General features: G+C 68.3%; 20 protein-coding genes and 3 tRNA genes. 5 read left to right on the top strand and 18 right to left on the bottom strand.

All coding sequences use genetic code 11. The annotated features are described in order from the left end of the window. Position 1 precedes the first annotated feature (1 nt). From rfaD to kdsA, 3 genes are read right to left on the bottom strand one after another with little or no spacing between them, the layout of a single operon-like run. Entirely contained in the window at positions 2-1,003 is a 1,002-nt protein-coding gene (gene rfaD / locus DJ018_RS13000) for an ADP-glyceromanno-heptose 6-epimerase (RefSeq protein ID WP_111515392.1), read from the bottom strand. Further along, complete coding sequence (rfaE2, locus tag DJ018_RS12995) at positions 1,000-2,469, bottom strand: D-glycero-beta-D-manno-heptose 1-phosphate adenylyltransferase (protein ID WP_111515391.1); 1,470 nt, start codon at positions 2,467-2,469, stop codon at positions 1,000-1,002. The genes rfaD and rfaE2 overlap by 4 nt, the downstream gene beginning before the upstream one ends. A gap of 33 nt (positions 2,470-2,502) precedes the next feature. After that, the gene (gene kdsA / locus DJ018_RS12990) at positions 2,503-3,372 is read right to left on the bottom strand and encodes a 3-deoxy-8-phosphooctulonate synthase (protein ID WP_111515390.1); all 870 of its coding nucleotides are present in this window, start codon (positions 3,370-3,372) and stop codon (positions 2,503-2,505) included. Between the two features lie 120 nt (positions 3,373-3,492). Here kdsA and DJ018_RS12985 point away from each other — a divergent pair, with 120 nt between their 5' ends. Both DJ018_RS12985 and sseA read left to right on the top strand, forming a co-directional pair. Then, positions 3,493-4,497 carry a cysteine synthase A gene (locus DJ018_RS12985; RefSeq protein WP_111515389.1) on the top strand — a complete coding sequence of 335 codons (1,005 nt, stop codon included), beginning with the start codon at positions 3,493-3,495 and terminating at the stop codon, positions 4,495-4,497. Continuing rightward, complete coding sequence (gene sseA / locus DJ018_RS12980; protein ID WP_111515388.1) at positions 4,494-5,339, top strand: 3-mercaptopyruvate sulfurtransferase; 846 nt, start codon at positions 4,494-4,496, stop codon at positions 5,337-5,339. The genes DJ018_RS12985 and sseA overlap by 4 nt, the downstream gene beginning before the upstream one ends. Here the strand turns inward: sseA and DJ018_RS12975 are convergent. Next, the gene (locus DJ018_RS12975) at positions 5,336-6,436 is read right to left on the bottom strand and encodes an amino acid ABC transporter substrate-binding protein (protein WP_111515387.1); all 1,101 of its coding nucleotides are present in this window, start codon (positions 6,434-6,436) and stop codon (positions 5,336-5,338) included. The genes sseA and DJ018_RS12975 overlap by 4 nt on opposite strands. Positions 6,437-6,519: 83 nt before the next feature. Between DJ018_RS12975 and metC the strand changes: the two genes are divergently transcribed. From metC to DJ018_RS12960, 3 genes are read left to right on the top strand one after another with little or no spacing between them, the layout of a single operon-like run. Further along, on the top strand, positions 6,520-7,692 hold the full coding sequence (gene metC / locus DJ018_RS12970; protein WP_111515386.1) for a cystathionine beta-lyase: 1,173 nt from the start codon (positions 6,520-6,522) through the stop codon (positions 7,690-7,692). A gap of 58 nt (positions 7,693-7,750) precedes the next feature. After that, positions 7,751-8,743: an SDR family oxidoreductase gene (locus DJ018_RS12965; protein ID WP_111515385.1), complete on the top strand. Its 993-nt coding sequence runs from the start codon at positions 7,751-7,753 to the stop codon at positions 8,741-8,743. A 27-nt stretch (positions 8,744-8,770) separates the two neighbouring features. Next, positions 8,771-9,625 (top strand): kinase, encoded by an 855-nt coding sequence (locus tag DJ018_RS12960; RefSeq protein ID WP_240609546.1) that lies wholly within the window; start codon positions 8,771-8,773, stop codon positions 9,623-9,625. Between the two features lie 2 nt (positions 9,626-9,627). On the opposite strand, the gene DJ018_RS12955 is transcribed toward DJ018_RS12960, so the two are convergent. From DJ018_RS12955 to DJ018_RS12895, 14 genes are all read right to left on the bottom strand, one after another. After that, complete coding sequence (locus tag DJ018_RS12955) at positions 9,628-10,230, bottom strand: hypothetical protein (protein WP_111515384.1); 603 nt, start codon at positions 10,228-10,230, stop codon at positions 9,628-9,630. After that, positions 10,227-10,448, bottom strand: coding sequence for a hypothetical protein (locus tag DJ018_RS12950; protein ID WP_133254285.1), 222 nt, complete (start codon positions 10,446-10,448; stop codon positions 10,227-10,229). The genes DJ018_RS12955 and DJ018_RS12950 overlap by 4 nt, the downstream gene beginning before the upstream one ends. A gap of 158 nt (positions 10,449-10,606) precedes the next feature. Further along, on the bottom strand, positions 10,607-10,852 hold the full coding sequence (locus DJ018_RS18975; protein WP_133254284.1) for a hypothetical protein: 246 nt from the start codon (positions 10,850-10,852) through the stop codon (positions 10,607-10,609). Between the two features lie 223 nt (positions 10,853-11,075). Then, positions 11,076-11,152, bottom strand: a tRNA-Arg gene (locus DJ018_RS12945). 10 nt (positions 11,153-11,162) lie between these two features. Continuing rightward, positions 11,163-11,471, bottom strand: coding sequence for an ETC complex I subunit (locus DJ018_RS12940; protein WP_111515382.1), 309 nt, complete (start codon positions 11,469-11,471; stop codon positions 11,163-11,165). Positions 11,472-11,500: 29 nt separating this feature from the next. Beyond that, positions 11,501-11,577 (bottom strand) — tRNA-Pro (locus DJ018_RS12935). A gap of 61 nt (positions 11,578-11,638) precedes the next feature. Beyond that, positions 11,639-12,070, bottom strand: a complete 432-nt coding sequence (locus DJ018_RS12930) for a PaaI family thioesterase (RefSeq protein WP_111515381.1) — start codon at positions 12,068-12,070, stop codon at positions 11,639-11,641. Beyond that, positions 12,067-12,900 (bottom strand): glutaminyl-peptide cyclotransferase, encoded by an 834-nt coding sequence (locus DJ018_RS12925; protein WP_240609545.1) that lies wholly within the window; start codon positions 12,898-12,900, stop codon positions 12,067-12,069. The genes DJ018_RS12930 and DJ018_RS12925 overlap by 4 nt, the downstream gene beginning before the upstream one ends. A gap of 26 nt (positions 12,901-12,926) precedes the next feature. Then, entirely contained in the window at positions 12,927-13,517 is a 591-nt protein-coding gene (locus DJ018_RS12920) for a cold-shock protein (RefSeq protein WP_111515379.1), read from the bottom strand. Positions 13,518-13,666: 149 nt separating this feature from the next. Beyond that, positions 13,667-13,741: transfer RNA gene (locus DJ018_RS12915), tRNA-Glu, on the bottom strand. Between the two features lie 62 nt (positions 13,742-13,803). After that, positions 13,804-15,603 (bottom strand): single-stranded-DNA-specific exonuclease RecJ, encoded by a 1,800-nt coding sequence (recJ, locus tag DJ018_RS12910; protein ID WP_111515378.1) that lies wholly within the window; start codon positions 15,601-15,603, stop codon positions 13,804-13,806. Positions 15,604-15,727: 124 nt separating this feature from the next. Beyond that, positions 15,728-16,681, bottom strand: a complete 954-nt coding sequence (gene glpX / locus DJ018_RS12905) for a class II fructose-bisphosphatase (RefSeq protein WP_111515377.1) — start codon at positions 16,679-16,681, stop codon at positions 15,728-15,730. 49 nt (positions 16,682-16,730) lie between these two features. Further along, complete coding sequence (locus DJ018_RS12900) at positions 16,731-18,020, bottom strand: homoserine dehydrogenase (protein ID WP_111515376.1); 1,290 nt, start codon at positions 18,018-18,020, stop codon at positions 16,731-16,733. Beyond that, positions 18,017-19,237, bottom strand: a complete 1,221-nt coding sequence (locus DJ018_RS12895; protein ID WP_111515375.1) for an LL-diaminopimelate aminotransferase — start codon at positions 19,235-19,237, stop codon at positions 18,017-18,019. The genes DJ018_RS12900 and DJ018_RS12895 overlap by 4 nt, the downstream gene beginning before the upstream one ends. Positions 19,238-19,274: the final 37 nt, after the last annotated feature.

Below are 19,274 nucleotides of genomic sequence, written 5' to 3'. Positions count from 1 at the left end.
GTCAGCGGTAGGGGTCGGACTGGGACAGGTAGCGGCCGACGTAATCGGCGATGCCGTCTTCCAGCGCCGTCATGGGCTTGGGGTAACCGGCGTCGAACAGCCGGTCCATCTTGGCCTCGGTGAAGTACTGGTACTTGTCCCGGATCGCTGGCGGCATGGGCGTGTACTCGATCTGCGGCTCGCGGCCAGCAGCGCGGAACACCGCCTGCGCCATGTCGGCGAACGAACGGGCCTTGCCGCTCCCCAGGTTGAAGACGCCGTTGACGGTGGGCGTGTGGGTCAGCCACTCGACCACGTCGGCCGCGTCACGCACATAGACGAAGTCGCGCTGTTGGCCGCCGTCCGGCACGCCGTCGCGGTAGCTCTTGAACAGCTGCACCGACTGCCCCGCCGCCACCTTCGGCCAGATCTGGGCGGCGACCGACTTCATCGAGTTCTTGTGCTCTTCATTCGGCCCGTAGACGTTGAAGAACTTCAGGCCCGCCCATTGCGGCGGCGCGTAGCCCCGGTTGGCCTGACGCACCGCGAACACGTCGAACAGCGCCTTGGACCAGCCGTAGGTGTTCAGAGGCCGCAGGGCCGCCAAGGCTTCGTAGTCATTGTCATCCACGAAGCCGTGGTCGCCCGCACCGTAGGTGGCGGCGGACGAGGCGTAGATGAAGCGCCGCTGCCGGTCGGTGCACCAGCGGAACAGGTCCCGGCTGAGCGTAAAGTTGGAGTGGATGATCTTGTCGGCGTCGGGCTCGGTGGTCGAGGAGACCGCGGCCATGTGAATCACCACGTCCACGTCACGCCAGCGCTTCTCCAGCCACTCGAGCATGTCGTCCGGCGCTACGAAGTCGCCGATCGGATGCTTGGCGATGTTGCGCCACTTGCCCCGATCGGCCTCACGCAGCCGGTCGCAGACCACCACGTCGAGGCTGCGGTCCTCCGCCAGCTTGGCGACGATGTTGGAACCAATGAAGCCGGCTCCGCCGGTGACGAAGGCGATACGCCGGGTCATGCCTGTTCCTTTTGCATGCGGGCGATGGCCGCCGTGGTCGAGTAGCCGTTGACCAGCTCGGCGAGCTTCACCTCGCCGCCCCAGGACTTCACCAGATCGCCGCCGACCACCTGCTCCTCGGAATAGTCGGCGCCCTTTACAAGCACGTCGGGTCGCGCACCCTCAATCAGCTTGATGGGCGTGCTGTCTTCGAACGGCACCACGAGATCGACGCAGCCCAGCCCAGCCAGCACCAGGGCGCGGCTTTCCAGGTCGTTCACCGGCCGCCCCTCGCCTTTCAGCGCGCGGACGCTTTCGTCGGAGTTCAGCCCGACGATGAGCCGATCGCACCAGGCGCGGGCCTGGGTCAGGTAGGCCACGTGGCCCTTGTGCAGGATGTCGAAGCAACCGTTGGTGAAGCCGACCCGCAGGCCCTTGGCGCGCCACCGCGCGACTTCGTCCGCCATGCGCTGGGCCGTCGCCACCTTGGCTTCGGCAGGCGCCATGTGGGCGGTGATGGCCGCTTCGATCAGCTCTTCAGGGCTCACCGTGGCGGTGCCCACCTTGCCGACCGCGACGTGCGCCGCGAGCTGGGAGAAGCCGATGGCGCTCTCGAAGTCGGCCTCGGCGGCGAGCGCCAGCCCGAGGGCGGCCAGAGTCGTGTCCCCGGCTCCGGAAACGTCGAACACTTCGACGGGCGCGGTCGGGAAATGCCGCACGGCTTCCCCTCGCACGGCCAGGCTCATGCCTTTGGCGGCGCGGGTCACCAGGATCGCCTTGGCCTGCCAAAGCTCCATGGCCCGGGCCAGCGCCGCCTCGATCTCGGGGTCGGTGGACGTGGGCATGTCGGTGGCGTTGGCCAGCTCGGCGGCGTTCGGCTTGATCAGGTCCACCGCGCCGTAGCGGCCGAAGGAGCGGGCCTTTGAGTCCACCACCAGCTTGGCGCCGGCCGCTTCCGCCGCCTGGCGACAGGCGGCGATCACCGCCTCGGTCACGACGCCCTTGCCGTAGTCGGACAACAGGATCGTGCCTGCGCCCTGGGCCGCGTCCAGGATCGTACGCACCAGGCGCTGCTCGACGTCGCCGCCGACCGGACGGGACATCTCGGTGTCGACGCGCAGCAGTTGCTGGCCGCCGGACACGAAGCGCGTCTTCAGCGTCGTCGGGCGCTGGGTGTCGGTGACCAGATAGCCCTCGACGCCGGGCTCCTCGCCGACGAGCCTCAAAGCTTCCTTGCCTTCGGCGTCCCCGCCGATCAGCCCGACCAGCGCCACCGAGCCGCCCAGGGCCGCGACGTTGCGGGCCACGTTGCCCGCAGCGCCCAGCATCTGCAGCTCGCGCGAGCGCGCCAGCACCGGAATGGGCGCTTCGGGCGAGACGCGGGTCACGTCGCCGTAGACGAACCGGTCGACCATCAGGTCGCCGACGCAGGCCACCCGTCGGCCAGGAACCAGGCCAAGGATGTGCTGGAGGGCGTTCAGATCCATGGCCCTAGCCTCTGCGGCGCGCTGGATGCGAGGTCAAGCCGCGGCCGTCTGGCCGTTCACCACCTGATGCAGCGCTTTCAGCGTGGTCAGCAGCTCACGCGCGCCGTCCAGGGGCAGACAGCTGGGTGCATCGCACAGCGCCTTGTCCGGATCGGGGTGGAACTCCAGGAACACGCCGTCCGCCCCGGCGGCCACGGCCGATTTGGCGATCACAGCCACGCCTTCGCGCCGACCGCCCGTGGAGGCGCCGCCGGTGCGCGGGTCGGCGCCCGGCAGCTGGACGGCGTGGGTGGCGTCGATCGTCACCGGCACGCCCAGCTTCTTCATCTCGGCGAAGCCCAGCATGTCGACGATCAGGTTGTTGTAGCCGAAAGACACCCCGCGCTCGCACAGGATGGTGAACTCGGCGTCGTCGGTGGCTTCCTTGATCTTGGAGACGATGTTCTTGGCGTCCCAAGGCGCCAGGAACTGGCCCTTCTTCACGTGCAGCCAGCCGCCCGCCTTGTGGATCGCGCGAGCAGAGGCCACTACCAGGTCCGTCTGGCGGCACAGGAAGGCGGGAATCTGGAGGACGTCGACCACGGTGGCGAGCGGCGCGGCCTGCTCCACCTCGTGGATGTCGCTGCAGATCGGCACGTTCAGTTCGGTCTTCACCTGCCGCAGGATCTCCAGCCCGACTTCAAGGCCGGGCCCACGATAGCTCTTGATGGACGAGCGGTTCGCCTTGTCGAAGCTGGCCTTGAACACATAGGGCAGGCCCAGGTCGGCGCAGATCGTCTTCAGCTCGCGGCCGACGCGCAGCGCAAGATCGGCGTCCTCCAGGACGTTTAGGCCGGCGATCACGGCCAGCGGCTGGCCCTCGCCGATGGCGACGTTCCAGCGATCGAGCTTCAAGGCGGCCATGGCGGACCTCTGCTGTCTGACTTTGCGCGCGTAAGTGACCTGCGCCGGGCCGCTTCACAAGCGGCAAGTCAGCGCGGGCGCCCCTGTTCCTAGCCCCGCGCTAGGCTTAAGTAGCCAGTCATGACCATCGCCAGCAGCGTCATCGACGCCATCGGCAATACGCCGCTCCTTCGTCTGCGCCGGGCCAGCGAGCTCACCGGCTGCGAAATCCTCGGCAAGGCCGAGTTCATGAATCCCGGTCAGTCCGTGAAGGACCGGGCTGCGCTCTACATCATCCGCGATGCGGTGCAGAAGGGCCTGCTCCGGGACGGGGGGCGCATCGTCGAGGGCACCGCCGGCAACACCGGCATCGGCCTCGCCATGGTCGGCAAGGCGCTCGGCTACAACGCAACCATCGTCATCCCGCGCACTCAGAGCCAGGAGAAGAAGGACGCCATCCGGCTCTACGGGGCCGAGTTGGTGGAAGTGGACGCGGTCCCCTACGCCAATCCCAACAACTATGTGAGATATTCCGGGCGCTTGGCCGAGGAACTTGCCAAGACGGAGCCCAAAGGCGTGGTCTGGGCCAACCAGTTCGACAACGTCGCCAACCGTGAAGCCCACGTGCACGGCACGGGTCCGGAGATCTGGGAGCAGACCGGCGGTAAGGTGGACGGCTTCATCTGCGCCGTGGGCTCTGGCGGAACGCTGGCGGGGGTCGCCCAGGCTTTGCGTGAACGTAAGTCCGACGTCCGCATCGGCTTGGCCGACCCGCACGGCGCAGCGCTGTTCTCCTACTACACGGACGGCGAGCTGAAGAGCGAAGGCAGCTCGATCAGCGAAGGCATCGGCCAGGGCCGGATCACGGCGAACCTGGAAGGCCTCAAGGTCGACCACGCCTATCGGATCTCCGACGAGGAGATGCTGCTGACCATCTACGACCTGCTGGAGCACGACGGCCTGGTGATGGGCGGCTCCACCGGCGTGAACGTCGCCGGCGCCATCCGCATGGCCAAGGAGCTCGGCCCCGGCCACACCATCGTGACGGTGCTGTGCGACCACGGCGCGCGCTATCAGTCGAAGATCTTCAATCCGGCGTTCCTGGCCGAAAAGGGCCTGCCCGCCCCGCCCTGGATGGCCGCATGACCGATCCTCTGGTTTCCACGCACTGGCTGGCCCAGCGCATCGAAGCAGGTGCGGTGCAGGTGGTCGACGCCACCTGGTACATGCCGAACGAGGACGGCGACGGCCGCGCCGAGCACCTGGCGGGCCACATCCCCGGCGCGCTGTTCTTCGACATCGACAAGATCGCCGACCAGCGCTCCGACCTGCCGCACATGCTGCTCAGCGCGGAGGCCTTCGCCGAAGCCGCGGGCGCGCTGGGTCTCCGGCGGGACCAGGTTACGGTCGTGTACGACGCGCGAGGCATCTTCTCCGCGCCCCGCGTGTGGTGGAACCTGCGCGTCATGGGCTGGCCCGAGGTCTACGTCCTCGATGGCGGGCTCAAGAAGTGGCGCGAAGAGGGCCGGCCGGTCGAGACCGGGGACGTTCAGCCCGCCGCCAGCCGGCTGGAGCCACGCTTCGAGCCGTCGCTGGTCCGCAGCGTCGACGATGTTCGCGCCGCGATCGACGAAGGCGGCACGCAGCTCGTGGACGCCCGGGCCGCCGGACGCTTCACCGGCGAGGTTCCCGAACCTCGCGCCGGCCTTCGGAGCGGTCACATGCCCGGCGCCCGCAACGTGCCGTGGTCGAATCTGGTGAGAGCGGACGGCACCCTGCTGCCGGCCGACGCGCTCAAGACGGCTTTCGAAACCGCCGGCGTTGATCTCGGCGCGGCGATCGTCACCACCTGCGGCTCGGGCGTCAGCGCGGGCACGCTGGCGCTGGGTCTGGCGCGGCTCGGCCGCTTCGACGTGGCGGTCTACGACGGCTCGTGGACAGAATGGGGCGGTCGCGCCGACACGCCCGTGGTCACCGGCCCGGCCTAGCGCATCGGCGGGGCGTACATCAGCCCGGGCTTGGGCGCGGTCCACAGCGCGTTCAGCCCGCGCTCCAGCTTCAGCGGCGAGTCCTGGCCGACGCCGCGCTGGAAGATCTCGTGATACGCGCCCACCTGACGAACGACCTGGTACGCCCAGTCGTTGGACAGCCCTAGCAACGGCCCAAGCTCGCCCTCCAGGCCCAGGAACCGGCGGGTTTCGGGATCGGAGGCGGTCTCCCTCGCCTGCTCAACGGTCTTGGCGTTCAGCCCCAGCTCCTCCGCCAGGATGGTGGCGTAGACCGTCCAACGCACGATGTCGGTCCAGGTCGGGTCGCCCTGGCGCACGACCGGGCCGAGCGGCTCCTTGGAGATCACGTCCGGCAGGATCACCTGCGCGTTCGGGCTGCCCATGGTGGAGCGCGCCGCGGCCAGGGCCGATATGTCGGCGGTGAAGGCGTCGCAGGCCTGGCTTTCATAGAGCTGGCGAACCTCGTCCTCGGTCGGCGCGACCACGGCACGGTAGCGCAGGCCGCGGGCCCGGAAGAACTCGGCCAGGTTCTCCTCGCTGCTGGTGCCGCTCTGGACGCAGATCCGCGCGCCCGACAGCTCCTCGGCGCTGGTCAGCTGCAATGACTTGGGCGCCAGGAACCCCTGGCCGTCGAAATAGGTCACCGCCGCGAAGTCGAGCCCCAGGCCTGCGTCTCTGGCGAAGGTCCAGGAGGTGTTGCGCGACAGCACGTCGATCCGACCATCCCGAAGCGCGCTGAACCGGTCCTGGGCGTCCGTTGTCGTGAACCGCACCTTCTCCGCATCACCCAGCACCGCCGCCGCGATGGCCCGGCAGATGTCCACGTCGAACCCACGCCAGCGGCCTCGCGCGTCAGGAAAGGCGAAGCCGGGCAGTCCCGGGTGAACCCCGCAGGCCACATAGCCTCGCTGGCGCACCGCCTTCAGGGTCGGGCTGACCGCCGGGCTGTAGGCGGTGGGCGTGGTCGGCGCCTGGGCCACGGGGGCGCTGGGCTCGGGGGCTTTTGCGGCAGGCGCGCCCCGGCTGCAGCCTGCGAGGCCAATGACCACAATCGCCGCCGCGAGGCGCCAGATCATCCCTGCTCCTTGATTGGGCCCAACGGTGAGGCTCTAAGTGCCCCCGCACTTTCGCCCCACCTCGGACGAGGCCGCAACCCCGCATGGACGACCGTACCCGCCTGATCCGCGCCGGCGGCGCACCCAAGTCGCTGGTCAAGACGGTGGGACCACCCATCCAGAAGGGCTCCACCGTCCTGCTGCCGGACGCCGAGTCGCTCTATGACGAGCGCAACGTCACCTACGGCCGCCAGGGCCTGGCCGCCCATCAGGCGCTCTGCACCGCCCTGGCCGAGATGGAGGGCGCGGAAGGGCCGGGTGGCGTCACCCTTTATCCCTCCGGCCTGGCGGCCATCACCGGGGCCCTTCTGGCCCTGCTGAAGACGGGCGACGAGGTGCTGGTCACCGACACCATCTACAAGCCGACCCGGCGCTTCTGCGACAAGGTCCTGGCGCGCTACGGCGTCGCCACCACCTACTTCGACCCGGCGACCTCGCCCGAGGACCTTGTGGCCGGCGCATCGGACAAGGTGCGGCTGATCCTCATGGAGTCGCCTGGCTCCCTGACCTTCGAGATGCAGGACATGGCCCGGGTGGCGCACCTGGCCCGCGCGCGAGGCATCCTGACCGCCGCCGACAACACCTGGGGGGCAGGCCTGCTGTTCAAGCCGCTGGAACACGGCGTCGATGTCTCGATCCAGGCTCTCACCAAGTACGTGGGCGGCCACTCCGACGTCTTCATGGGCAGCGTCGCGGCCCGTGACCCGAAAGTTGTGCGCGCCCTGAACGACGGCATCCTCCACCTGGGCTGGGCCGTCTCGCCCGAGGACGCCTACCAGATGCTGCGCGGGCTGCGGACGCTGCCGACCCGGCTCGCCGCCCACGACGAAAACGCCCTCCGCGTGGCGCGCTGGCTCCAGGCGCAGCCGGAAGTGGCGCAGATCTACCACCCGGCCCTGCCCGGCTGCCCGGGACACGAGCTTTGGGCTCGCGATTTCACCGGCGCCTGCGGTCTGTTCACCTTCGCCCTGGCGCCGCCCGGCTCCGAGCGGGCCGTGCACGCCTTTCTGAACAGCCTGAAGCTCTTCGGCCTTGGCTTCTCCTGGGGGGGGTTCGAGAGCCTGGCCATCTCGTGCGATCCGCAGTTGAAGGACCGCAAGTTCCGCAAGACCTACGCGGGCCCGCTGATCCGCCTTCACGTGGGGCTGGAGGATCCGGAGGACCTGATCGCTGACCTCAAGCGCGGCCTCGACGCCTACGTCGGTATTCTATTCTAGGTGGGAACCTGCATCGCCGCTGCGGATTGGCTGGCCGACAACAGCCATGAGGACGGCCATGAGCGAGAACTTCGAAGCCGGCGCCGAGCGCGCCGCCGAGCAGGAACGCAAGATCCAGAGCGAAATCGACGCGGCTGAGCAGCGCTCGTTCCAGCCTCAGGAAGATGAAGACAAGCCGATGCAGGCGGGCGCGCGCGAATACCCCGCCCCGCCGTTCCCCAAGCAGCACCTGCTGAAGCCCGGCGACGAGAAGGACCTGGAGCTGCAGCCCATGTGGGACGCGCCCTTCTACAAGGGCTCAGGCAAGCTCGAAGGCAAGGTCGCGCTGATCACCGGCGCCGACTCCGGCATCGGCCGCTCCGTGGCCGCTCTGTTCGCCCGCGAAGGCGCGGACGTCGCCATCGCCTATCTCAACGAGCACGAGGACGCCGAGGTCACCAAGCAGGCGGTTGAGAAGGAGGGCCGGCGGGCCATCCTGCTGCCCGGCGACGTGGCCGACCCCGCCTTCGCCAAAGACGCCGTCCAGCGCACCGTCCGCGAACTCGGCAAGCTCGACATCCTGGTCAACAACGCCGCGTTCCAGGAGCATGTGAACGATCTGGAGGAGCTCACCGAAGAGCACTTCGACCGGACGCTGAAGACCAACCTCTACGGCTACTTCCACATGGCCAAGGCGGCGGTGCCGCACATGGCGCCGGGTTCGGCGATCATCATGACCGGTTCCGTCACCGGGATCATGGGCAACAAGGACCTGTTGGACTATTCCATGACCAAGGGCGGCATCCATGCCTTCGCCCGGTCGCTGTCCACCAGCCTGATCCCCAAGGGCATCCGGGTGAACGTGGTGGCGCCCGGTCCGGTGTGGACGCCCCTCAACCCGGCCGACAAGGACGCGGAGAAGACCTCCCAGTTCGGCGCCGGCACCCAGATGAAGCGCCCGGCCCAGCCGGAGGAATGCGCGCCGGCCTACGTGTTCCTGGCCTCGCCGCAGATGTCGAGCTTCATCACGGGCGAGATTCTGCCCATCCTGGGCGGCTACAGCGGGGGCTGACGTCCAGCCTCCTGACGGAGGCGTTGCGTGTCGGACTGGCTTGGCGAATTCCTGGCGGCGGAAGCCCTCCCCGAGAGCTTCCGCACCACGCTGGATCGGGTTTGCGAGCCCCTGGCGTCCCGCGCCGCCCGGCTTCGGCAGGTCAAGCGCAAGACGGTGCTGATCGGCCTGTGCGGCGCGCAAGGCTCGGGAAAATCGACGATTGCGGCCGCCACCGTGCGCCTGCTGCGAGATCGCGGGCTTTCGGCGGTCGCCCTTTCGCTGGACGACTTCTACCTGCCCAAGGCGGCGCGCGAGACCCTGGCCGCCAAGGTTCACCCCCTGCTCGCCACCCGTGGCCCGCCCGGCACCCACGACGTGGCGCTGGCCGGCGCCAGCCTAGACCAGCTGCGCAGCGCCGGCCGCATCGCCCTGCCCGCCTTCGACAAGGCTGCCGACAACCGCAAGCCGCGCGCTCAGTGGGAGACGGTCGCCACCCCCGTCGACGTCGTCATCTTCGAAGGCTGGTGCGTGGGCGCCCGCGCCCAGGGCGGCAGCGCCCTCGCCGAGCCGGTGAACGACCTAGAACGCGACGAGGACGCGCAGGGCCGCTGGCGGGCTTACGTCAACGCCCAGCTGGACGGTCCCTACCAGACCTTGTTCGAGCGCCTGCACGAGCTGGTGCTCCTGGAAGCGCCGAGCTTCGAGGTGGTGCTGGCCTGGCGCACCGAGCAGGAGCGCAAGCTGCGCGAACGGACCGGCGGCGGCATGAGCGACGCCGAGCTCGCCCGCTTCATCGCCCATTATGAGCGCCTGACCCGCTGGATCCTGACCGAGATGCCCGGTCGCGCCAACTGGACCGTCCGCCTCGACGCCGACCGCAACCCGCACCCCGACGACTGACCTCAGCGGGCAGCGCCCTGGCCAGGTGCGCGGACGTGGACCTTCATCTTGCTCAGCCGCCGGAAAAGGCGTCGCTCGCCCGTGATCGGCCACCATCCATAGAGGAAGACGTTCACGGGCTGCCACATGGCCACCCAGCCGGCCACCTTCAGCCCTTCGCTGATCACCGCACCGACCGCGCCCGGAAACAGGCGCGTTGCGGCGTTCGATGAGAGCAGGCAGGCCGTGATGAAGACGACACCGATCACCAGGCTGCGCCGTCCACGCCGCAGCAGCTCGTGCAACTCGCGCGTCATGTAGTCGGCTCGCCGCGTGAAATGCAGGTGCACCGCTTCGTGGATCTCGCGTTCGCAGGCATCGTGCGACGTCGGCGCCTCGAACAATCGGAGCTCGAGCTCGAAAGGGCTCCGGCGGGGCAGTGTCCTGGCCCAATTGACGATGAACCGCTCTGCCGCGTGGTCCAGGTTCCTCTCCACAAACGGCGACGGGTCGATCGAGCTGAAGAGCTGGGTTGAGCTGTGCAAGGAGACGCGGATCGGCCCGAGCGCCTTTTCAGTCTCGGTCGGACCGACGGAGCGCTCCTGCTCCAGAGCAGACTCGCTCACTTGCGGACCACGTCCGCTCGAGTGTCCATCCCGTCGACGACCGCTTCCACCGCATTGGTGGCTGCGTCCTTGGCCTTATCTTCTGGACCTGAGCGGGGTGAGTTGAAGAACAAGGCTGCGCCCACGATCACCACAACCGCCGCCAAGAGCGCGAGGCCGACCTTCGCACCAAGAGACGCTCGACGACGCGGCGTGGCGCCGTCCACTTCGATCCGCACTAAGATCACTCCGGTTCAGGTCGCTGATCAACAGCAACAAACCTGCGGGGTTCCCTCCGGGCCCGGAGCGTCCGGCTGGAGGCGCTGCGAAGCAAACAATTGTTGCCCCACAGTTTTCGCTCGTGTCGGACAGACAGCCGCTACGGGAGCTCGACGGCCTAGTGGGCGGCGCCGCCCGTCGCCCCGGATCCGTTCGCGGAGGCCGTCGACGCCGGTGTGTTGGTGCCGCCGCCAGGACCAGGGCCCGTCGTCGTCGTTTCGTTGGCTGCAGCGTTGGTGGCCGCCGTATCGCCTGCTCCAGCGCTGACACCGCCGCCGCCCGGACTACAGGCGGCGAGCAGAGCAGCCGCGGCTAGCGCTAGGGCTGCAGCAGCCTTGCCCGAAGGCGCGATCTGGCAGGTCATGGAAGTCTCCTCGAACTGGCCGGCGCCGAGGGTCTGCGCCGGACCGCTCTGGCTAACCGGCGCTCCTGACGGTGGTTCCGAGATCTCGCATGCGTTTCTAAGACGTCGCGGGGCAGCCATGCCGAAGACGCGACATGCGGTGTGTCCGTCGCCCCTCACCGGGTCTCGATGGTGCGCGCGCGTTCGAGGAGTGCGACGAGGGTCCACGACACCAACCCCCACCTGGCGCGCCCTGCAGGATTCGAACCTGCGACCGTCCGCTTAGAAGGCGGATGCTCTATCCAACTGAGCTAAGGGCGCCCGTCAGGGGTCAGTGGGTCCAGGGCACCTTGCGGCCCCAGGCGAAGTTGTCCGCGTAGGCCTTGATGATGTGCTTTTGCGGCTTGTCGTCGATCAGCTGGAACGCAATCCCGTGCTGTTCGGCGTAGCGGATCGCGTCTTCCTTGGTGTCGAAGGTCAGGCGCACCTGGCTCGATTCGGTGTCGCTCGTATGCGTCCAGCCCATCAGAGGGTCCGGACGACGCGCCGCCTTGGGTTCGAAATCCAGGACCCAGTCGCGGGTCTTGGCCTTGCCGGACTGCATGGCGGTCTTGGACGGGCGGTAGATACGCGCGAGCATGGACGAACCTCGAATAATCACCCGGCGCCTGGTCGGGGCGGCAGGATTCGAACCTGCGACCCTCTGCTCCCAAAGCAGATGCGCTACCAGACTGCGCTACACCCCGAAAGCGCCGGAAGGCCTCTGCGATATAAGGGTTTTCGCTGCGGAGCAACGCAAAGGCGGCGCTAGCGCTCCCGGTTCATCAGTTTGAAGATGGCCGAAGCCCGAACCACGTCGCGCCCGCCCACGTGAGCGCGTCCTTCAGCGAACGCCACATCCTTGCCGGCCCGCGTCAGGCGCGCCTCGCCCATAACCCATTCGCCAAGGCGGGCCATGTGCAGATAATCCACCGAAAGATGAATGGTGACGGCGGGCCGGCGCGCTTGGCGGATCACGGCGGCGGCGAGAAGACCGTCCATGAAGGCCGACAGCATTCCGCCGTGAACCAGCCCAAGCCCGTTGGCGTGCCGCGGCAAGGCGTAAAAGGCTTGCTCGACCACCTCGCCATCGCCCGGCCGAAAGAAAAACGGCCCGTTGTGGACCGAGAACGCGCCCTTGCGGATAAGCGGCTCGAAGCCGTCGGGCGGCGTTGAGATCTCCGATTCGGCCTCGTTCATCGGGCGACGGGGCCCGTCAGCTTGATCTCGTAGAGCCGCGGCCAGTTCTTGCCTGTCACGAACAGCCGGTCGCCCTTGGCGTCATAGGCGATGCCGTTCAGCACCGAGTCGTGGTCCTGCGCCTTCGCCTCGGGCAGACCGGACAGGTCGATCACCCCCGTGACCTTTCCGTCGGCCGGATTGATCCGGACGATCAGCGGCGTCTGCCAGACGTTGGCCCAGACCTCGCCTTTCACCCACTCGATCTCGTTCAGATTGAACACCGGCTTGCCGTTGGCGGTCACCGGAATGCGGCGGAGCTCCTTGAATGTCTTCGGCTCCAGCACCCGCAGGAACGGCGTGCCGTCGCTCATGATGAGCTCCTTGCCGTTCTGGGTCAGGCCCCAGCCCTCGCCCGGGTAGGTGAAGGTGGACCGCTGCTTGAGGGTCTTCAGGTCCCAGCGGTAACCGACCTGGTCACGCCAGGTGAAGCTGATCAGCTCGTCGCCCCAGTTCACCAGCCCTTCGCCGAACACGCCGGGCGGCAGCGGCTGCATCTGCAACACGGCCCCGTCCTTCAGGCGCACGCGTCGGATGCTGGATCGACCGACCTGCCCGGTGCTCTCGTAGAGGTCGCCGTTCAGATAAAGCAGGCCCTGGGTGTAGGCGCGGCTGTCATGGGGATAGCTGGCCTTCACCTCGTAGCCATAGAACGGCAGCGCCGCCGCTGGCTGGCTGCAGGCGGCCAGCGCCAGGCTGGTGACCGCCATCCAGGTGGCGGCAAGGGCTTGGCGGACGCGCCGCAGGTCCGGCGCGCGCATCGCACGCCGGACGGTCAGACTCGCAAACAAGGACGCTGCTCCGGGAGGCCGAACTCTCAGGCCATAGCAGACGACGCGATCTCGGCGACCACAAGGCCCTTCGGCCCTTCGGCGAACCGGACCATCACGTCGTCGCCCGGCTGCAGGTCTTCCATACCCGCTCGCCGCAGGGTTTCGATATGAATGAAGATGTCGCCGGGCTCGCTGTCGCGCACCACGAAGCCATAGCCCTTGGTGCGGTTGAACCACTTCACCTTGGCCCGCTCGAGGGGACCGGTGGCGTGCAACGGACGCTTCTGGCGCAGCCCAAGGCCGCCGTCAGGTCGGTCACGGCGCAAGCCGTCGTCGCGCGTGCGGCGCTCGGCCGGCGGAGGCGCCGAGCTTTCGTCCAGGTCCAGCACCTCGGCGACCTGCCAGCCCTTGGGGCGGCGAACCACCTCGCAGGTGATTTGCGAGCCTTCGAGGCAGCTTTCACGCCCGGAACTTCGGAGGGAGGTGACGTGAAGCAGCACGTCCTTCAGATCTGTCTGGCTGGGATCGTCCGGGACGATGAAGCCATAGCCCTTACCCGCGTCGAACCACTTCACGCGGCCGGTGATCCGCAGAGCTTCCTGCGCGTCCACCTGTTCGAAATCCAAACCAGCCATTTGCCCCTCGGCGCCGCACCCCTGAGCTACTTCTGGATGCGAGCCGACTATAACACTGTTCGCGGAAGCCGCCGCGCGTCAATGGGGAAAATGTCGTTTCCAGTCGCGCGCTTGCGCGAAATGAAACCATAATTTCGGGGGAGATCGCGTGGCAGTCCCTAGGGGAGTCGAACCCCTCTCTTCAGGTTGAAAACCTGACGTCCTAACCGATAGACGAAGGGACCGCGTCGCGGAGGGCGGCTCTATAGCCAGACTGATGTGGGGGTGCAAGCCCCCTCTTTCAATCTTACACGCGGCGGGGGTCCGCCACGTCTTCGATCTCGAATTCCACGCTTTCGCGGCCCTGCCAGTCGTCCGGCTTAAGACGCCCGACGACGTGCACGGAGGAGCCCTCGGCCAGCAGCCGCCGCCCAGCCTCAGTTTCTGCGCTGCGCCAGGCCACCGCCTTCAGCTTGCCGCCCGAGCTGTCCACCAGGGTGCAGCGCACGTGGCCGCCCTTCAGGGCCATGGGCCGCTCGACCCGAACGTTGGCGGCGGCGAACACCGGCTCCGGATTGCCAGGACCGAACGGCGACAGGCGCTGAAACTCCTGCCACAGGGCCCGGTCGCACCCGCGGGTGGTCACCAGAGCGTCGATCTCCAGCCCATCCTCTGCGGCCGCGATCTCGGCTTCGGCCGCCAGGCGCTCGCAAAGGAAGGCGCGCAGTTCCGGAAGGGTGTCGGGCCGCACCGAAAGTCCAGCCGCCATGGCATGGCCGCCGCCGGCCAGCAGCAGGCCCTCCTCGTACGCCGCCTGCACGGCTCGCCCAAGGTTTACGCCCGGCTGCGAGCGGCCAGACCCTTTGCCCACGTTGGCGGCCCGGTCGATCCCGACCACGATCACCGGCTTGCGGTAACGTTCACGCAGTCGGCCCGCAACGATCCCGATGACGCCCGGGTGCCAGCCGTCAGCCGCCGCTAGAAGCATGGGATCGTCGCCGAAGTTGCTCTGCCGCTCGATCTGAAGGATGGCCGCGTCCGTGACTTCCTTCTCCACCTCCTTGCGGGAGGCGTTCAGGGCGTCGAGCTCCTCCGCAAGGGCCCTCGCCTCCTCAGGATCGTCCGTGGAGAGCAGGCGCGCGCCCAGGTCCGAGCGACCGATCCGGCCTCCGGCGTTGATTCGCGGCCCCAGCAGGAAGCCCACATGGAAGACCGAAGCCGGCCCCTGCCCCTTGGCGATTTCCATCAGCGCCTTCAGGCCCGGATTCTTCCAGCTCGACATCACCTTCAGCCCCTGAGCGGCCAGGGCGCGGTTGAAGCCGGTCAGTTGGGTGACGTCGCAGATGGCGCCCATGGCGGCCAGATCCAGCCACTGGCGCAGGTCCGGCTCGGCGCACTCGCCGAACAGCCCCCGCCGGCGCGCTTCGCGGTTCAGGGCCGCCAGCAGCACGAAGGCGACGCCGGCCGCCGCCAGGTGCCCTTGGCCGGACACGCAGTCCGGACGGTTAGGATTGACCAGGGCGGCGACCCTGGGGATCTCATCTCCGCGCATCAGGTGATGGTCCACAACGACCACATCCAGCCCGATTTCGGCGGCGCAGCTCAGCGCGTCGTGCGCCGCCGCCCCGCAGTCGACTGTAATGACGAGCTCGGCGCCCTCTTCGCGAAGGCGGCGAAAGGCGGCGGGCGATGGTCCATAACCCTCCACGATGCGGTCGGGCACATAGATCGGCAGCTCGTGGCCCATAGCCCGGAACCAGCGCACCAACTGGGCCGCGGAAGAGGCGCCGTCGACGTCATAGTCGGCGAACACGACCATCGGCCGCTTGCGCTCTAGGGCGTCCACCAGCACCTGCGCGGCCCGGTCCATATCCGTGAAGGTGGACGGGTCGGGAAACAGCGCCTTTAGGGTCGGATTGAGGTAGTGGGGCCCGTGCTCGTGGGCCACGCCGCGCGCCGCCAGGGCGCGGGCGAGAGGCTCGGAAAGGCCCAGGCTCAGTTGGTGGCGGCGCACCAGGTCCGCATCGGCCGCCCGCTCGCGCCACAGCCGCCCGGACAACGAGCGGGTGACACCGAGATAGCCGATGGGGAAATCGCCGTCCGCCATGCTGGGGCTCGCCTCCTCAAGGTCGCAGCTTACGACCTTGGACTATCGGCCCCGGAGCGCTGAGTCGCCACCCGGGGCCGTCGCGAGTCGAATAGCCGCAGCCTGCGTCAGCTGCGGACGTAAGTCAGACCGGTCGGCGCATCCGCACCTGGCGCACCGTCCGGGTGGCGGAGTTCATGACCAGGCTGTGGGTCTCGACGAAGCCGTCCTTCACCTTCACGCCGTCCAGCAGTGCGCCGCTGGTCACGCCGGTCGCGGCGAAGATGGCGTCGGCGCGGACGATCTCGTGCAGGTCGTACTTCTTGTCGAAGTCGGTGATGCCGACGCGCTCGGCGCGGGCCTTCTCATCGGCGTTGCGGAACACCAGGCGACCCTGGAACTGGCCGCCGACGCACTTCAGGCCCGCGCAGGCCAGCACGCCCTCGGGCGCGCCGCCTTGGCCGACGTAGAGGTCGACGCCGGTTTCCGGATCGGCGGTGTTGATCACGCCGGCCACGTCGCCGTCGGTGATCAGGTAGATGCGCGCGCCCACCGAGCGGACGCTGGCGATGATGTCGGCGTGACGCGGACGGTCCAGAACGCAGACGGTGATCTCGGACGGGTCGACGCCCTTGGCCTGGGCCAGCGCCTGAACGTTCTCGGCCGGGCTCTTGTCGAGGTCGATCACGCCGGCCGGGAAGCCCGGACCACAGGCGATCTTGTCCATGTAGGTGTCAGGCGCGTTCAGCAGCGTGCCCTTGGGCGCCCAGGCCATCACCGCCAGGGCGTTGGCCATGGCCTTGGCCGTCAGGGTTGTGCCTTCCAGCGGGTCCAGGGCGATGTCGATGGCCGACTTGCCGCCCTTGCCGACCTTTTCGCCGATGTAGAGCATCGGGGCTTCATCCCGCTCGCCCTCGCCGATCACGATCTCGCCGTCGATCTCGAGCTCGTTGAGCGCGTTCCGCATGGCGTCCACGGCCGCTTGGTCGGCGGCCTTCTCGTCGCCCCGGCCGACCATGGTCCAGGAGGCCACAGCGGCTTCTTCGGTGACGCGGACCGCGTCGAGCACCAGGCCGCGGTCCAGAACTTCGGAACTCATCTCTCAGCGTCTCCCCTAGCGACGCCGGGCGGCGCCGTTGTGTTTGCTCTTAAATGCGCGCGATGCGCAGCAGCCGCGGCCGGTCGAGCACGGCGGGCAAGCCCGCGATGCGCTCCACAGCGGCGTTCAGCACCGACTCCGCTACAGCATGGGTTGTTAGAACGATCGGAACGCCGTCTGCGTTCTCCACCGGCTTCTGAAGGAAGCTTTCGATAGAGACGCCCGCTTCGGCCAGGGTCTCGGACACCGCGGCGATCACGCCCGGCTCGTCCTTCACCAGGAACCGAAGATAGGCCCGACCCATGCTGCGCGACGGGTCCACCGGCGTGAACGGCGCAAGCGCCCCGGCCGGCTTCTGGAACACCGGGCGCACCGTGTTGGTCATCACGTCTGCGATGTCCGCCGCCACGGCCGCGGCGGTGGGACCTGCGCCCGCGCCCGGCCCCTGCACGAAGATCCGGCCGATCCGCTCGCCCTCGATGAACAGGGCGTTGAGCGCCCCGCCCGCTTGCGCCAGCGGGTGGCTCATGGGCGCCAGCGAGGGGTGCACGCGCACCAGCACGCCGTCTTCCGACCGGTCCGCCGAGGCCACCAGCTTGATCCGGTAGCCCAGGTCGCGCGCCAGCTTGATGTCCAGCAGCTCGATCTGGTCGATGCCCTCGATCTCCGCCGCCGCGTAGCTGGGGGCGCAACCGAAGGCCAGGGCCGCCAGAATGGTGATCTTATGCGCCGCGTCGAAGCCGCCGACATCCATGGTCGGGTCCGCCTCGGCGTAGCCCAGCCGCTGGGCATCCGACAGCACCTCGGAGAAGGCCCGGCCCGTGGCCTCCATCTCCGTCAGGATGTAGTTGCAGGTGCCGTTCAGGATCCCGGCGATGGAGCGGATGTCGTCGCCGACCAGGGCCTCGCGGACCATCTTCACGGCCGGCACCCCGCCCATGACAGCGGCTTCGAACAGCAGCGGCACGCCCTTGGCCTCCGCCAAGGCGGCAAGCTCCGCGCCATGCTCGGCGATCAGCGCCTTGTTGGCCGTGACCACCGGCTTGCCGGCGTTCAGCGCCGCCTCGACCGCAGCCTTCGCCGGCCCGTCCGAGCCGCCCACCAGCTCGACGAAGATGTCGGTTTCCGGCGAAGTGGCCAGCGCCACCGGATCGTCGAACCAGGGCAGGTTCGAGATGTCCACAGGCCGCTTGCGCGAGCGCGAACGCGCCGAGACGCCCGTCACCACGGCGCGGCCGCCGGCCGGCGCGAAGTCCGGCCGCTCGCCGAGGAACTTCAGAAGGCCGGCCCCGACGGTGCCAAGCCCCGCGACGCCGATGCGATAGGTCCGGCCGCTCATTGGGCGGCCATCGCGTTGTGGGCGCGGCCCAGGATCTCATCGGCGTTCGCGAGGAAGCGCTTCACGTTGCGCGCCGCCTGGCGGATCCGGTGTTCGTTCTCCACAAGCCCGATGCGCACGTAACCCTCTCCGTACTCGCCAAACGCGATGCCCGGGGCGACCGCCACCCCGGCTTCCTCGATGAGCAGCTTGGAGAACAGCATCGAGCCGGCCTCCTTGTACTGCTCGGGCAGCGGCGCCCACGCGAACATGGACGCAGGCGGGGCCGGGATGTCCCAGCCTGCCCGCTTCATGGACGCCACCAGGCAGTCACGGCGCGACTTGTAGACGCCGCGGATCTCCCCGACGCAGTCCTGCGGCCCGTTCAGCGCCGCCGTCGCCGCCACCTGGATCGGCGTGTAGGCGCCATAGTCCAGGTACGACTTAACACGGGCCAGCGCCGCGCACATGCGCGCATTGCCGACCACCATGCCGACGCGCCAGCCCGCCATGGCGTAGGTCTTGGACAGCGAATTGACCTCGACCGCAATGTCCTTGGCGCCATCGACCTGCAGGATCGACGGCGGCGGGTTGTCGTCGAAGTAGATTTCCGAATAGGCGATGTCCGACAGCACCAGCATGTCGTGCTTCTTCGCCAGCGCCACTACGTCCTTGTAGAAGTCCACGTCGACCCACTGGGCCGTCGGGTTGGAGGGGTAGCTGACGATCAGCACGCATGGCGGCGGGGCCGAGTGCTTGATCGCCCGGCTGACGCCCGCCAGGTACTCTTCCGGGGACGGCGCCGGCACGTGCTTGATCACCCCGCCGGCCATGATGAAGCCGTAGGCGTGGATCGGATAGGCCGGGTTCGGGCAGACGATGACGTCGCCAGGCGCCGTCAAGGCCTGCGCAAGATTGGCGAACCCTTCCTTGGAGCCCAGGGTCGCGATCACCTCGGTGTCGGGGTTCAGCTTCACGCCGAAGCGGCGATCGTAGTAGCCCGCCATGGCCTTGCGCAGGCCGGCGATCCCCTTGGAGGCCGAATAGCGCCCGGCCTTGGGATCGGTGGCGGTTTCGACCAGCTTGTCGACGATGTGCTTGGGGGTCGGCATGTCGGGGTTGCCCATGCCGAAATCGATGATGTCCACGCCTTGGCCGCGCAGGCGGGCCTTGATGCGATTCACCTCCTCGAACACGTAAGGTGGGAGGCGGCGGATGCGGTGGAATTCCGGTGTCATCTGTGAGCTCTTGCGCCGCGTCTTGCCCAGTTGCGGC

The sequence above is a fragment of the Phenylobacterium deserti genome (assembly GCF_003254705.1).
Taxonomy (GTDB): domain Bacteria; phylum Pseudomonadota; class Alphaproteobacteria; order Caulobacterales; family Caulobacteraceae; genus Phenylobacterium; species Phenylobacterium deserti.
The sequence above is the reverse complement of the archived record's forward strand: the minus strand, read 5'-3'. Positions and strand labels throughout refer to the sequence as shown.